General features: G+C 72.7%; 12 protein-coding genes and 2 pseudogenes. 5 read left to right on the plus strand and 9 right to left on the minus strand.

Annotated features, from left to right (window positions below; translation table 11 throughout):
- Positions 1-335: 335 nt before the first annotated feature.
- A pseudogene (locus CTZ28_RS49620) lies at positions 336-488 on the plus strand (transposase family protein); the annotation flags it as partial.
- A pseudogene (locus CTZ28_RS47175) lies at positions 482-745 on the plus strand (transposase family protein); the annotation flags it as partial. The pseudogenes CTZ28_RS49620 and CTZ28_RS47175, both read left to right, overlap by 7 nt.
- A gap of 121 nt (positions 746-866) precedes the next feature.
- Here the strand turns inward: CTZ28_RS47175 and CTZ28_RS24125 are convergent.
- Positions 867-1,976 carry an FAD-dependent monooxygenase gene (locus CTZ28_RS24125; protein WP_121891771.1) on the minus strand — a complete coding sequence of 370 codons (1,110 nt, stop codon included), beginning with the start codon at positions 1,974-1,976 and terminating at the stop codon, positions 867-869.
- Between the two features lie 65 nt (positions 1,977-2,041).
- Here CTZ28_RS24125 and CTZ28_RS24130 point away from each other — a divergent pair, with 65 nt between their 5' ends.
- A complete protein-coding gene (locus CTZ28_RS24130) occupies positions 2,042-2,626 on the plus strand; it encodes a TetR/AcrR family transcriptional regulator (protein WP_121891772.1) in 585 nt (194 codons plus the stop codon).
- Between the two features lie 381 nt (positions 2,627-3,007).
- Positions 3,008-4,285, plus strand: coding sequence for a methyltransferase domain-containing protein (locus tag CTZ28_RS24140; RefSeq protein WP_121891774.1), 1,278 nt, complete (start codon positions 3,008-3,010; stop codon positions 4,283-4,285).
- Positions 4,286-4,781: 496 nt separating this feature from the next.
- Here CTZ28_RS24140 and CTZ28_RS24145 read toward each other — a convergent pair whose 3' ends face one another.
- Positions 4,782-5,306 carry a hypothetical protein gene (locus CTZ28_RS24145; protein ID WP_259471774.1) on the minus strand — a complete coding sequence of 175 codons (525 nt, stop codon included), beginning with the start codon at positions 5,304-5,306 and terminating at the stop codon, positions 4,782-4,784.
- 256 nt (positions 5,307-5,562) lie between these two features.
- On the minus strand, positions 5,563-6,537 hold the full coding sequence (locus CTZ28_RS24150; RefSeq protein ID WP_121891775.1) for a DMT family transporter: 975 nt from the start codon (positions 6,535-6,537) through the stop codon (positions 5,563-5,565).
- A 34-nt stretch (positions 6,538-6,571) separates the two neighbouring features.
- On the opposite strand from CTZ28_RS24150, the gene CTZ28_RS24155 reads away from it, so the two are divergent.
- Entirely contained in the window at positions 6,572-7,147 is a 576-nt protein-coding gene (locus CTZ28_RS24155; protein WP_259471775.1) for a CGNR zinc finger domain-containing protein, read from the plus strand.
- Here the strand turns inward: CTZ28_RS24155 and CTZ28_RS24160 are convergent.
- From CTZ28_RS24160 to CTZ28_RS24185, 6 genes are read right to left on the minus strand one after another with little or no spacing between them, the layout of a single operon-like run.
- Complete coding sequence (locus tag CTZ28_RS24160) at positions 7,138-7,734, minus strand: flavin reductase family protein (RefSeq protein WP_121891777.1); 597 nt, start codon at positions 7,732-7,734, stop codon at positions 7,138-7,140. The two genes, CTZ28_RS24155 and CTZ28_RS24160, sit on opposite strands and share 10 nt — an antisense overlap.
- A gap of 31 nt (positions 7,735-7,765) precedes the next feature.
- On the minus strand, positions 7,766-9,298 hold the full coding sequence (locus CTZ28_RS24165; RefSeq protein WP_121891778.1) for an AMP-binding protein: 1,533 nt from the start codon (positions 9,296-9,298) through the stop codon (positions 7,766-7,768).
- The gene (locus CTZ28_RS24170) at positions 9,295-9,969 is read right to left on the minus strand and encodes a 4'-phosphopantetheinyl transferase family protein (RefSeq protein ID WP_259471776.1); all 675 of its coding nucleotides are present in this window, start codon (positions 9,967-9,969) and stop codon (positions 9,295-9,297) included. The genes CTZ28_RS24165 and CTZ28_RS24170 overlap by 4 nt, the downstream gene beginning before the upstream one ends.
- Positions 9,966-11,174: an acyl-CoA dehydrogenase family protein gene (locus CTZ28_RS24175; RefSeq protein WP_220795399.1), complete on the minus strand. Its 1,209-nt coding sequence runs from the start codon at positions 11,172-11,174 to the stop codon at positions 9,966-9,968. Before CTZ28_RS24175 ends, CTZ28_RS24170 begins: the two co-directional genes overlap by 4 nt.
- Entirely contained in the window at positions 11,167-12,339 is a 1,173-nt protein-coding gene (locus tag CTZ28_RS24180) for an acyl-CoA dehydrogenase family protein (RefSeq protein ID WP_220795400.1), read from the minus strand. Before CTZ28_RS24180 ends, CTZ28_RS24175 begins: the two co-directional genes overlap by 8 nt.
- The gene (locus CTZ28_RS24185; RefSeq protein WP_121891780.1) at positions 12,336-12,608 is read right to left on the minus strand and encodes an acyl carrier protein; all 273 of its coding nucleotides are present in this window, start codon (positions 12,606-12,608) and stop codon (positions 12,336-12,338) included. The genes CTZ28_RS24180 and CTZ28_RS24185 overlap by 4 nt, the downstream gene beginning before the upstream one ends.
- Positions 12,609-12,625 lie beyond the last annotated feature (17 nt).

The following is a 12,625-nucleotide window of genomic DNA, read 5'->3' on the forward strand; positions in this document are numbered from 1 at the left end:
GGCGTCGCAGTTCTCATCTCGGGCCGGAGACCTCCTTACGCGTTCCTGGTGGCAGGACGTGTCCCTGCGGCTGACCCGCAAGTGGGAAGCAGATCCTGCGGCTCGTCGATGGGTCGCGGCGCCGGCAGAACCGGGGACGGGCACCGGAGTGCCGGCAGTTGCCGTCCGCTTTCCGTAGGGGCGTGAGTGTGTGCGTGACAGTGAATGGCGCGCTGCGCCGCGTCGATGGGCGCGACAGGTTTCGAGCAGGCGTGCACTGAGCCATTTTCATCGTGACGATGCAGGTCGCGGCCGGGGCAGGAAGCCGGTGTCAATAGAGGAACTCGCAGCCTGAACACCTCGCCGGCCTCATCCGGGCCCACCGCGCCCGGCGCCGGTCCCGGTGGCGGCGCCTCGCCCCCGGCCAGCAAGCCGTACTTGCCCTCGCCCACCTGCGCAACGGCGACACCCTCTCCCGCCTGGCCTGCGATTTCACCATCGGCAACGCCAGGGTGTCCCCGTCCTCGCAGACATGGCCTACATCGGCGTGGGCGAGTGGGTCACCACCCCCAGACGTCGGCCGCCCCAGGGCGAACTCACCCCGACCGAGCGGACGGTCAACCGGGCCTTGTCCGCCGCCCGCGCACCCGTCGAACGAGGAATCGCCCGCCTGAAATCCTGGCGAATCTTCCGTCACGCCCGCTGCAGCCCGAACCGCATGACGTCATTCACCAAGGCCGTCCTCACTCTGGAGCGGCACCGCTGACTGGCCGTCACCGTCAGCGGGCGCCGGGGGTCTTGCCCGGCATGGCATCGACGACCGCGACAAGCTGGTCCGACGATGATCTCGCCGCTCTGCTTGGCGAGCCGTGGACGGGCAGGCCGGCTCAGCCTCTGGTCATTGCACGAAGTCGTTCGTTACGGGCGTCCAGCGCCTGCTGGGTAGCGGGCATGATGAGGTCGCCGCCGGGTCCGGCGCTGTCCTGGGCGCGCGTGGCGTACGGACGCTGGTTGGTCTCGTACTCGTCGAAGGCCGTTTCAAGGTCTCCTTGGTGCTTGTGCAGCGCCTGGGCCAGTAGCCAGGTGCCGGTGATGGCCAGGGATGCGCCGCGGCCGGACAGGTTGGAGGCGCAGTGCGCGGCGTCGCCGACCAGCACGACCCGGCCCTTGTGCCAGGTCGGCAGGTGAATCTGGCTGACGGAGTCGAAATACAGTTCTGGATCATTGCGTACGGCGTCGAGGATCTCGGGAACCCGCCATTCGTCGTGGCCGGCGAACGCGTCGAGCAGGATCCGCCGTTGGGCGTCGAGGTCGCGGTAGTCGTAGTCGATCCAGTCGGAGCGGAAGTTCAGCACGCCGAGCGCGGTGTCGTGGTAACGGGCGATGCCGATCAGGTGACCGGGCCAGTTCAGGAACGAGCTCTCCCGGTCGCCGCCGCGCTGCGCGGGCAGGTCGGTGAGGGCGACGTAGAAGCCGAGGTGTTTGAGGTAGTCGCCCTCGGGCCCGAACGTGAGCCGGCGGGTCAGCGAGTGCATTCCGTCGGCCCCGACGACCAGGTCGAAGCGGTCCTGCCGGCCGGAGGCGAACGCGACGTCGACGCCGGCACCGTCGTCGTGGAGGTGGGCAATGGATTCCCCGAAGACCAGCGAGGTCGTGGGGGTCAGCGCCCCGTGCAGGACGTGCGCGAGGTCCTCGCGGGGAATCTCGATGTCGTCTTCGGAGTCGCTTATCTCGCTGACGGGAAGTTCGGCGACCACGGTGCCGTCGGCGTCGATGAATTGGGACCGCTCGGTCATGGTGACCCGGCGGGCATGGATCTGGTCGAGGACGTTCATCGAGCGGGCGGCGTCGAGGGCGTCGCCACGCACGTCGACGGGTGAGCCGTTGACCCGCAGATGGTCGGCGCGTTCGACGATGGTGACGTCGTTGCCGGTGACGCCGAGGTTGATACCGGCGGCGAGGCCGGCCATGCCGGCTCCGGAGACGAGAATGCGCATGTCCTACTCCAATAAGAAACGAGAAGTATCGTGTCTGTGAGGCAGCATGATGCGGAGGGTTTGTCATGGAGACCACGACGGGGAGGCGTCGGCGTGGGGCCGCGCTCGAAGGTGCGCTGCTCGACGCGGCCTGGGACGAGCTGACCGAACGCGGCTACGAGCTGCTCAGCCTGGAGACCGTCGCCGAGCGGGCGAATACCAGCAAGCCCGTCCTCTACCGTCGCTGGCCGAACAAAGCCGATTTGGTACGGGCGGCGCTGCGGCATGTCGTCGAGCGGGACCCGATCGCCGTGCCCGACACCGGCAAGCTGCGCGACGACGTCATCGCACTGCTGCGGCAGGTCAACGAGCGTCGCGTCGGGCTCGCCTCCGCCCTGGTCGCCCAGCTCGCCGACCTCTACCGGGCGACGGGCACGAGCATCGATGATCTGCGTGCGACCCTGGCGGCAGGCCAACGGTCCGCAATGGAGGAGATCGTCGAGCGAGCCGTCGAGCGCGGCGAGATCGACCCGGCGAGACTCACCCCGCGCGTCATCCGGCTTCCGGAGGATCTCTTCCGGCACGAACTGCTCATGACCTCACGGGCCGTACCCGACGCGGACGTCGTCGAGATCGTCGACACCATCTTCCTCCCCTTGGTCACCCGCTGACGCCTAAGAAACCATCCGTATCTAAAGCCACGGTAGCGGGCGTCCTTAAGATACGCAACGTTTCTTAGTTGCCTGCCGTCATCGCAACGCTGCGTAACACCGTGATCGGCTGGCGCGGCGCCACCGGCGCGACCGGCATCGCCCGCGCCCCCCGACAGGCCAACCGCCGCGGCAAGATCGAGACGGCTGTTCAAATCAGCAGCGTGTTGGCATGCAGCAGAGCGGGTTCGTGTCCGCATCCCGCCATGCGTTGGCGTGTGCGCAGTTGCAGGGCTCTGTGCGGAATGTGTTGGCAGATGCGGCACAGGTGGGGATACCTGTCTTGTATTTGCGTTTGGTGGTGGCTGCTGGCCGGGTACGGTCCTGCGGGAGGTGGTGCCCGTGATCCAGATCGTGGAGCATGCACCGCAGGAAGAGCCGTACGCCATCCGGACCGCGCTGGAGGCGGCCGGGCTGTCGGTGCGTGTCTGTCGCACCTGGGCCGGTGACCGGGTGCCGGACACGGCGGATGACCTGGTGGGCCTGGTGGTGATGGGTGGGCCGATGGCCGCCTACGAGGACTTCACGAGCCGTACGGCGGAGCTCGCGCTGCTGCGGGCCGCGCTGGAGGCCGAGGTGCCGGTGCTCGGCGTGTGCCTGGGCGCACAGCTGCTGGCGGTCGCGGCGGGCGGCGTCGCCCGGCCCGGCACCGGGGCGCAGATCGGCTGGGGCGACGTACGGATGGCAGCGGCCGCGCCCGCCGACCCGCTGTTCGCCGCCGCCCCCGACCGGCTGCGGGTATTGCACTGGCACCACGACACGATGGACCTGCCGGCCGAGGCGACGCTTCTCGCTTCCTGCGACCGCTACCCGGTGCAGGCGTTCCGGGTCGGCGGCTCGGCGTGGGGCCTCCAGTTCCACCTGGAGGTGGACGAGGCGGCGGTCACCGCCTTTGCCGCGGCCTTTCCTGAGGACGCGGCCACCGCGCCCGGGCTGCCGGAGTCCGCGCCCGTCGAACTGGCCGCCCTTGCCCGCTGCCGTGACGACGTCTTCGAACGCTTTGCCGCCTTCGTCGCGGGACGGGCCGAACAGACCAGGACCCGGGCCTTCTTCACCCGGCGGGCGGCCACTTGGGAGGAGCGCTTCGCCGACGACGGTCCCCGCTACGCGGTGGCGGTCGACCGGATGGGGCTGCGTCCCGGGCACCGCGTCCTCGACCTGGGCTGCGGCACCGGCAGGGCGCTCCCCGCACTGCGCGCTCAGGTCGGTGCCGAGGGCGTGGTCGCCGGCGTCGACCTCACACCCGCGATGCTGACGGCCGGGGTCCGCGAAGGCCGCGACAAGGACGGGCAGTTGCTGCTGGCCGACGCCTGCCGGCTGCCGTTGCCGGCCGGGGCGGTGGACGGTGTCTTCAGCGCCGGTCTGATCAACCACGTCCCCGACCCCGCGACGGCCCTGCGGGAATGGGCCAGAGTGACCGCCTCCGAAGGCGTCCTCCTCCTCTTCCACCCCTCGGGCCGCGCCGAACGCGCCGCCCGCCACGGCCGCCCCCTCGACCCGGACGACCCGATGGCCGAGGAGCACCTCCGCCCCGTACTGCGGGCCGCCGGATGGGAACTGGACTGCTACGAGGACGCCTCGCACCACTTCCTGGCACGCGCGGTCCGCGTCGACGGATGAGCCGGGAAGGATCCCCGGGGATACGCTGCCGCTGACCCCGCCGCCCCGGCGTGGCTGGTCATGTGGGTCGGCCGGCTCGAGCGAGGTGGCCATCAGCGCGAGCGAGGCGATCCGTTCCGGGTGGCGCGGGGCCGGTTCCGTACCGATCACGCCACCGCCCAGGACGTCGGCCGTAGCGCCCCAGGCCCGTGTTCCGGAACACGGGCCTGGGGAGACGGTGGTGGCGCACGGCGCTCGGTTCGCGCCGTGGGCATCTGATTCGGGTGTGCCGGGGCATGCCGGTGGCCGTGGTGGGGGACAGGCACCAACGGGCGGCGCCTCGGCGGGAGTCGGCCGCCGGGTGGGCCGTAAGGGGAGGGGGCCGCCCGGCGGGGTGCGCGCGACGAGCGCGTTGTCACAGAATGATGCTGCCCGGAGGGGAGCCCCGGCCCGATTCCAGCGGGCCGGGGGTTCCCGTCGTGCAGCCGGTTCAGTCTGTTCAGCCGGTTCAGTCGGTTCAGTACTTGAACTCGTGGTGCTTGATGACCCGGAAGCTGGCCAGCACTCCCTTCTTGACGTGGACGCCTTCGGTGTGGTGCGGCTTCACACCGTTGCTGGAGCTGTGCGGTCCGACGGTGGCGATGGGGGCGCCGTTGTCGCAGACGGCCCCGCGGAAGACCTCGACGGTCCGGCGGCTGTCGTTGCGGATGTTCAGGCTCTCGGCGCCGAGGCCGCTGACCACGGTGATGCAGCCGTCCGGGTGGGAGGAGTACGTCCGCTCGTTGATGTGGATCCGGCCCTCTTCGAACCTCTTGCCCTTGCCCTTGCCCCCCTTCTCGCCCTTCTCTTCGTTCTCCTCGTTGTTGCCCTTGCCGACGTTGCCGCCGAAGGGTTCCTGGGCAGGGGCGGGCGCCGCCTGCAGGGCCACCGGGGCCGCCTGGACCGGGGCGGAGGAGGCCGAGGCGTAGGTGATGCCGGTCGCGGTCAAGGCCGCGGCGGCCGCGATACCGGCGGTGACCGCCGTGGAGCGGGTCATCAACATGCAACTTCTCCTGTCTGCGAGAGACCGGCTGAGCAGCCGGCGCATGACGAACGTACAAACAGCTCCCGTGACTTTCATCTCGAGCGTCTCCAGAGGCCGAAGTCAGGGAGCCGAACGGGGGACCCGTCACACCCGTACGCCACTTCGCCGACAGGCGGCGGCTTGTCAAATGCCTTGGAAAACAAGGAGATTGACAGCGAGTTAGCCCCTTGAGGTGATTGTCTGACCGACGGTCACCCCATCGACCGTGGGGGTCTCACCGTCGTGTCGTCAGCACCGTGCTCAGGGCGACCGGCAGCACCGCCAGCGCCTCCAGGGCCGTGACCGGCTCTCCCAGCAGCGCGGCGCTCAGCGCGATGCTGAACAGCGGGGGCATGAACTGGGCGATGCTGGCCCGGCTCGGGCCGACCCGGCGGATCAGCAGCAGCCACAGCGTCATCCCGAGAATCGAGGCGCCCAGCGCCAGGTACAGCAGCAGGCCGATCAGCCGCGCGCCCAGGCCGGCCGGCACCGACTGGCCGGTGAACGCGGTGACCAGCAGCAGCGGGACGGCGCCGGTGAGGGACTGCCAGCCGGTCGCGAGGAACAGGTCCGTGCCCGGCCGCACCAGATACGGCGTCAGGAACGTGCCCACGGCCAGGCAGCAGACCGCGCAGCAGCCGAGGACGATGCCGCCGACGGTGACCACGCCCATGTTCAGCCGGTCCACGGCCGACATCACGATGCCGAGGACGCCCAGCACCAGTCCCGCCGCGTGCACCGGACGCAGCCGGTCCCGGCCGCTCGCCGCGCTCAGCGTCACGACCAGCAGGGGCGTGCCGGAGGACAGCACCGCCGCCATCCCGGCCGACAGATGAGGCAGGGCGAACCCGATGACGCCGAGGTAGCCGGTGGTGGTGAGCAGCCCCGCGAGGGTGAGGCGGCCGAGTTCGCCACGGGCGGCAGGCAAATGGCGCATGCGCAGCGCGACCAGGACGGCGCCGGCCAGGAGACAGCGCACCCCGACCACCCAGCCGGGCGCGGCGTCCTGGAGCGCGAGCTTCGTGGTGATGAAGGCGAGGGCCCAGAGCAGGGCCCACAGCACGGCCAGGCCGACGGTCGTGAGAGTGCCGACGGCGGCGGGTTCACGGGCGGCGAGGGCCGGTCCCGCGGGCGGGCGCGCCGAAGCCGCCGCCGAGGTGCCGGAGCCGGGGCGGTGGTGGGGGACATCGTTCCGGTCGTCCATCGTCATCGGTTAAGGGTATGACGGTCCGAGGTGGCGCACCATGCGGAAAACGGCCGAGACTGGAGGCGTGGACTTCGACTTCGTCAGCGATCACCTCGCCCTCGACTTCGCCGGAACGCTGTCCTGGCGCACCACCGACCGGGTGGACCTCCTGACGGCTCCGGCCGACCTGGCACGGTGGGTGCACCGATCGGGGCTGTCGGAGGAACCGCCGAAGGTCACCGCCGCCATGTTCCGCACCGCCGTGGAGCTGCGCGAGGCCGTCTACCGGGCCGCGGCGAGCGTGCCGGACGGGACCCGCGCCGACCCCGCCGACCTCGCGCTGATCCGGCGCACCGCGCAGCATCCCGGCGTGGTGCCGCAGCTGTGGGCGATCGGCGAGGTCCGCCGCAGCGGTGACCTGACACAGGTACTGGCGAGCCTGGCCGTCGCCGCGAGCGATCTGCTGGGCACCGCCGAACGCCACCACATCCGGGTGTGCGCCCGCCCGAACTGCACCCGGCTCTTCCTCGACCGCTCCCGGGCCGCAAGCCGCCGCTGGTGCGACAAGCTCCGCTGCGGCAGCTCCGCCAACTCCGCCGCGTACCGGCGCCGTCGGCAGACCCGTCAGCCCTGACCCGGCGGGCCCTCGGCGACGGCGGGCCCGGACACGCGCGCACCGCCGTCGGCCGGGCCGTGCGCGGGACGGGGCACAAGCGCGTGGTGGGCACGCCGGTAGAGCACGGCGGGGTCGGACGTGCCCGTCCCGGTCCAGGTCGCCACGCCCGCCACCAGGGTGTGGTCGAAGAGTTCCACGCTCTCCCGCACCTCGCACACCACACCCGCCGTGCACCGGTCCAGGACCGGCGCTCCGTTGATCTGCCGGACGTCCACCCCGGCGAAGCGGGTGTCTGCGGGGGCGGTGGCGAACTGGTGGGCCAGGGCGTGGTCCTGCCAGGACAGGACGTTGACGGCGAAGCAGCGCGCCGTCAGCAGACCGGCCAGGGTCCGGCTCCGGGAGGCGAGCGACACCAGCAGGCTGGGCGGATCGAGGGACAGCGACAGCACCGCGGTCACCGTGCAGCCGACCGGGCCGTCCGGGCCATGGGCGGTGACCACCGCAAGGCCGGTGGGCAGGTGGGAGATGGCGGCGCGGTAGGTGGCGGCCGGCACGGCCGGATGACGGGGGCGGGGAGTCATGGGCGAGGAGACCCGTGCGTTCATGAGGCAGGTCCAATGCTGGTGGGGACGATGGTCAGGGCCGCAGGTCCGCGACGATCCCCGCGACGGCCGTGCGGTCCAGCTTTCCGTTGGCGTTGAGCGGCAGCCGGTCCAGGACGGTGACGCTGCGCGGCACCATGTACGAGGGCAGGCGGGTGCGCAGCTCGGCGAGCAGCGCGTCGGCGTCGGCGGCGACCGCCGAGCAGGCCGCGCGCAGCACGGTGTCCCCGCCGGGCTGGGACAGGGCCACGACGACGGCGTCGGTGACTCCGGGCCGGGCCCGTAACGCGGCCTCGACCTCGCCGAGTTCGACCCGGTAGCCGTTGACCTTCACCTGCTGGTCGAGGCGTCCGAGGTGGACCAGCCGCCCGTCCTCGCGGGTGACCCGGTCACCGGTGCGGTACCAGTGCCCCTCGGTCAGGTCCGGGCCGCCCGCCCCGCCGACGGCACCGTCCGCCGGGTCCGGCGCCACGAACCGGCCGGAGTTCTCGGCCCGGTCCAGATAGCCGGCGAACCGCTGGGCCCCCCTGACCACCAGCTCGCCGGTCGTGGCCGGCCGCCCCCGTTCGTCCAGGACCAGATGTTCGAGGCCGGGGTGCAGTTCGCCGATGGGTACCGTGTCGTTGCCGGTCAGGGGCCACAGTCCGGGGTCCGCGGGCAGCACGTACGCGGTGCAGCTGATGGTCAGTTCGGTGGGCCCGTACAGGTTGGCCAAGGTGCTCGCCGGCGCGGCCCGGGCCCACCACTCGGCCTGCTGCCGGGTCAGCGGCTCCCCGCAGAACAGGCTCCAGCGCAGCGTCGGCAGCCGGCCCGGCCGCAGCTCCCGCATCCGGTGCGCGAGGGAGACCACGGACGGCACGGAGAACCAGTGGGTGAGGTCCCGCCCGGCCGCCCAGCGCACCGGCGTCAGCAGATCACGCGCGGCCGGCACCACCAGCGCCGCCCCGCTGCCCCAGGCGGTGAACATGTCGAACACCGACAGGTCGAAGGTGAGGTCGAAGGTCCCGGACAGCCGGCTGTCCGGGCCGGTGCCGAACGCGCCGGTCACATGGCCGAGGTAGGCCGACACGTTGCGATGCGAGACCGGCACCCCCTTGGGTACTCCGGTCGAACCGGACGTGAACAGGAGGTACGCGGGGTCGTCAGGGCCGCCGGCCGGCTCCTTCGGCAGCGCGGTCACCGGGCCGCCGCCCGGCGCGGGCACATGCCACGGCACCCCCGCGACCTCCGCCGGCCCGGGCGGCCCGACCACGACGTCAAGGCCGGCCGTCTCGGCGATCCGCCGGTTGCGCTCGGACGGCGCGCCCGGCGACAGCGGGACGACCGTGCTGCCGAGCCGTTGCAGCGCCAGATAGGAGGCGTAGGCGAGGACGCCCCGACCGGTCATGAGCCCGGCCCGGCGCGGCACCGCTCCCAGGTCGGCGAGGAGCCCCGCGGCGATGCCCTCGCACAGCGCGCGCAGCTCCGTGTACGTGAGGTGCTCCGCGCCCGTTTCCAGCGCGCGGCGGTCGCCGAAGCGGGCCGCGGAGTCGGCGAACCAGGTGTACAGGTGCTGACTGCTCGTCATCCTCGTTTCTCCCGCCTGCTGTCCACGGCGCTCAGGCCGTCGGTCGGATCGTGGAAGGCACAGCTCAGGGGGACGGCGGACCGGTCGCGCAGGGAGACCCAGCGCAGGTCCCGCCACCGTCCGCCGGTCGCGTGCGGTGGCACCGCGATGGTCCAGGGCCGGCCGCGCAGCCCCGTCCCCGCCGCCTTCACACAGGCTTCCTGGGCCGTCCACACCCAGGCCAGTTCGCGGCGCCGCTCCTCCCGCGGCCAGCGTGCCGCCTCGGCGGCCCAGGGCCCCAGACAGCGGCGGAGCAGCCGGTCGTGGTCGCGGTCCGGCACCTGCTGGACGTCCACCCCGACCGGTCCGTCCAGTGCGACGGCTGCCGCGACCGCGTCCCCGTCGTGCGAGACGCTGACGGCCATGCCGGGCGCGCCCGTCAGCCGGGGCGGCCGGCCGGGGGCGGCGACGACCTCGGCGTCCGCGAGCTGGGGGCGGACCCGCGCCAGCAGCTCGCGCAGCGCCGCCCGGCCCGCCAGCCGCTCGGCCGCCCGCCACGGGGGCAGCCCCGCGGCGGCGGCCAGATCGCGCGGATCAGGCGCGGCCCGCGGCCACCGCCGGCGCGGCCCGCTGATCACCCAGACCCGCTCGGCCACCTGCCCGCACAGCACGGGTGTGCTCCCAGCCGTCACGGGTGTGCTCCCAGTACGTCGAGGAATGTCTCGGCGCGGTCCGCGACCTGGGCGAGCATGAGGTCGGTGGCGCCGCCGCCGATGCCGAGGACCGCCGCCTCGGCCCGGATCCGATGGGCGCCGTCCGCCGCCATGCCGTCCGCGCCCTGAAGCTCGGCGCACCGGCTGAGGACGGCGTCCGCCTCCAGCCCGACGGCCGCCTTCAGCAGCCCCGCCCAGGCGAGATCCCGGTCGGCCGTGACCCGCCGCGTCACGGTGTCGAGCAGCGCCCGCAGTTGTGTCACCCGTACCAGACAGGCCGCGAAGTCCCGGCGGACCACCGGGTTCTGCCACAGCGGCCGGCCGTCCGCCACACGGTGTGCCAGCCGGTCCTGGGTGGCGCGCAGCACGCGCGAGGTCAGTGCGACCGCCCAGTACGCCCCGGCGATCCGCTCCGTCGCCATGTGCCGGGCGAAGTCGGCCAGGGCGCGGCCGGGACGGCCGACCATGTGGTCCGGGGTCAGCCGCACCCCGTCGAACCGGAGGTGACCGGTGCCGGACCGGGCGAGCAGGGAGGTGTCGGCCGGGGTGACCGTCACGCCGGGGGTGTCGGCGGGCACCAGCACCCAGCTGAAGCCGGTGAAGTGCCGGCCGGGGCGCTGCCGGGCCAGCACCAGCAGATACCCGGCGCCGAGGGCGTTGGTGATCCAGCGTTTGCCGCCGTCCAGGGCGAGTTGGCCGCCGCGGACCGCCACCCGGGTGGTCAGCGCGGTGAGATCGGAGCCGGGGGCACCCTCGTCCGTCGCCGCCAGCGCCACCCGCGCATCGCCGGCGAGCACGCGTGCGCGGGCGGTGGCGCACCGCTCGCCGGGCGCGTTCGCCAGCAGCGGCAGCGCGCTGGCCGTCTGGACGAGCACGCTGAGAGTGACGCCGTTGTCGCCGCGGGCGTCCAGCGCGGCCAGCAGGGCGCCGAGCCGGTCCAGCTCGACCGGACCGGCCGGGTGCCCGGACGCGTACAGCGCGGCGGTGATGCCGCCGCGGCCGAGGGCCCGCCACACGTCGGCCGCGCCGGCGTCGTCGGGCAGCGGTTCCAGGGCCCGCCGCAGCCGCCCGGCGAAACCGGTGCCGGGGGCGTCCGGCGCGTCGGGTACGGGCGTGGTGTTCGCGTCGCCGGGGCGGGCCTGTGTGTCGGGCCCGGGCGGTGGGGCGTACCGGGTGTCAGACAAAGTGCACCTCGGGATCGAGCAGGGCCAGTTTCCCGTCGACCAGGTGCAACCGGTCGTTGCTGTAGTTCAGCGAGGCCGAGCGCAGGTCGCGCAGGGCCCGCTCCAGACCGGTCGGCGAGTCCTTGAGATAGCCGTGGCGCATGCCGACGGCGTCGACCAGGTCGTCGACGGCGCGATGGCACTCCTCGGCGGCGGTGATCTTCAGTGCGTTGATCTGCAGCTGGAGCGGTGGGCGGCTGAGGTCGTCGGCCGTGGTGACCGTCTCCAGGGTGCGGGCCAGCAGCGCGTGCACCACGTCCAGGCGCTGCCGGGCCCGGGACAGCCGGGTCAGCAGCAGTTCCGATGAGGTCCGGGTCCGCTCCCGGCCGGGGGCGCGCAGCATCGCCAGCACCCGGGCGAGCGCTCCGGTGGCCGTGCCCAGCCAGGCCGCGGACCAGCCCAGGTGCGCGGCCGGTCCGAAGGTGCGGGTGACGATGGCACGGAAGTCGCCGTCCTGCCCGATGATCTGGGCGCGCGGGATCCGACCGCTCAGCCGCAGCGGTGGGCTGTGACTGGCGCGCATCCCCATGGGCCGCCACGCACCGGCGGCCTCCACGGTCAGCTGGTCGCGGTCGGCGAACAGCAGGCTGACCGCGGTCGGCGACTCCGCGTCGGCCGCTCGGACGGTCATCAGGAAGCCGTCGGCGTGCAGCCCGCCGGTGACGACCGGCGCGAAGCGCTCCACCATCAGGTGGTCGCCGTCCCTGCGCACCCCGGTCTCCGAGGTCAGCAGGTGTCCGCCGGTCGACTCCCCGGTGGTGACGGACGCCAGGTAGCGGCCCTCGGCGACCCAGGGGAGGAGCCGCTCGCGCAGGTCCGGGCCGGCGTGCCGGGCGATGGCCCACACCTGCTGGCAGTGCATCGCGAAGATCATCGCCAGCGACATGTCGGTGCGTCCGAGCCGCAGCGTGACCCGCACCATGTCCGCCAGGCCGCCGTCCAGTCCGCCGTGACGCCCCTCGACGAGCAGCGCGAGCAGCCCGGTACGGCGCAGCTCCGCCAGCGCCTCGGTGGGGAACACCGCCGTCTCGTCCGCGTGGTCCGCATGGCGGGCGGCGACCGCGCACACCTGATCCGCCAGCGCCTCCAGGGTCCGCTCCGGCCCCGTCGTGACCGGCGCGCTCACGCGGCACCCGTTCCCGGGGCGGCGGCACCGGGCTGCCCGGTCAGGACCGCGCTGACTTCCTTCCACAGGTTGCCCGCGGTCGCGAACGTCGTGTCGTTCATCGCCTCGTCCGGCAGGGAGATGCCGTAGGCGTCCTCGATCGCGAACAGCAGGTCGATCGCCTGCATCGAGTCGAGACCGAGGCCGCGCAGATCGGACTCCGGTTCGAGGGGACCGTCGGTGTGGAACTTCAGGAACGGCAGCAGTACGGCGGTGAATCGTTCGTCCATGGGGAGGTCCTGCCTTT

Source organism: Streptomyces shenzhenensis, assembly GCF_003688995.1.
In the GTDB taxonomy this organism is placed as follows: domain Bacteria; phylum Actinomycetota; class Actinomycetes; order Streptomycetales; family Streptomycetaceae; genus Streptomyces; species Streptomyces shenzhenensis_A.

Bases quoted from the DNA above. Each gene is read 5' to 3' on its own strand.
- CTZ28_RS24125 (WP_121891771.1), bottom strand. From the start codon at position 1,976: ATGCGCATTCTCGTCTCCGGAGCCGGCATGGCCGGCCTCGCCGCCGGT.
- CTZ28_RS24130 (WP_121891772.1), top strand. From the start codon at position 2,042: ATGGAGACCACGACGGGGAGGCGTCGGCGTGGGGCCGCGCTCGAAGGT.
- CTZ28_RS24145 (WP_259471774.1), bottom strand. From the start codon at position 5,306: ATGTTGATGACCCGCTCCACGGCGGTCACCGCCGGTATCGCGGCCGCC.
- CTZ28_RS24150 (WP_121891775.1), bottom strand. From the start codon at position 6,537: ATGACGATGGACGACCGGAACGATGTCCCCCACCACCGCCCCGGCTCC.
- CTZ28_RS24155 (WP_259471775.1), top strand. From the start codon at position 6,572: ATGCGGAAAACGGCCGAGACTGGAGGCGTGGACTTCGACTTCGTCAGC.
- CTZ28_RS24160 (WP_121891777.1), bottom strand. From the start codon at position 7,734: ATGAACGCACGGGTCTCCTCGCCCATGACTCCCCGCCCCCGTCATCCG.
- CTZ28_RS24165 (WP_121891778.1), bottom strand. From the start codon at position 9,298: ATGACGAGCAGTCAGCACCTGTACACCTGGTTCGCCGACTCCGCGGCC.
- CTZ28_RS24185 (WP_121891780.1), bottom strand. From the start codon at position 12,608: ATGGACGAACGATTCACCGCCGTACTGCTGCCGTTCCTGAAGTTCCAC.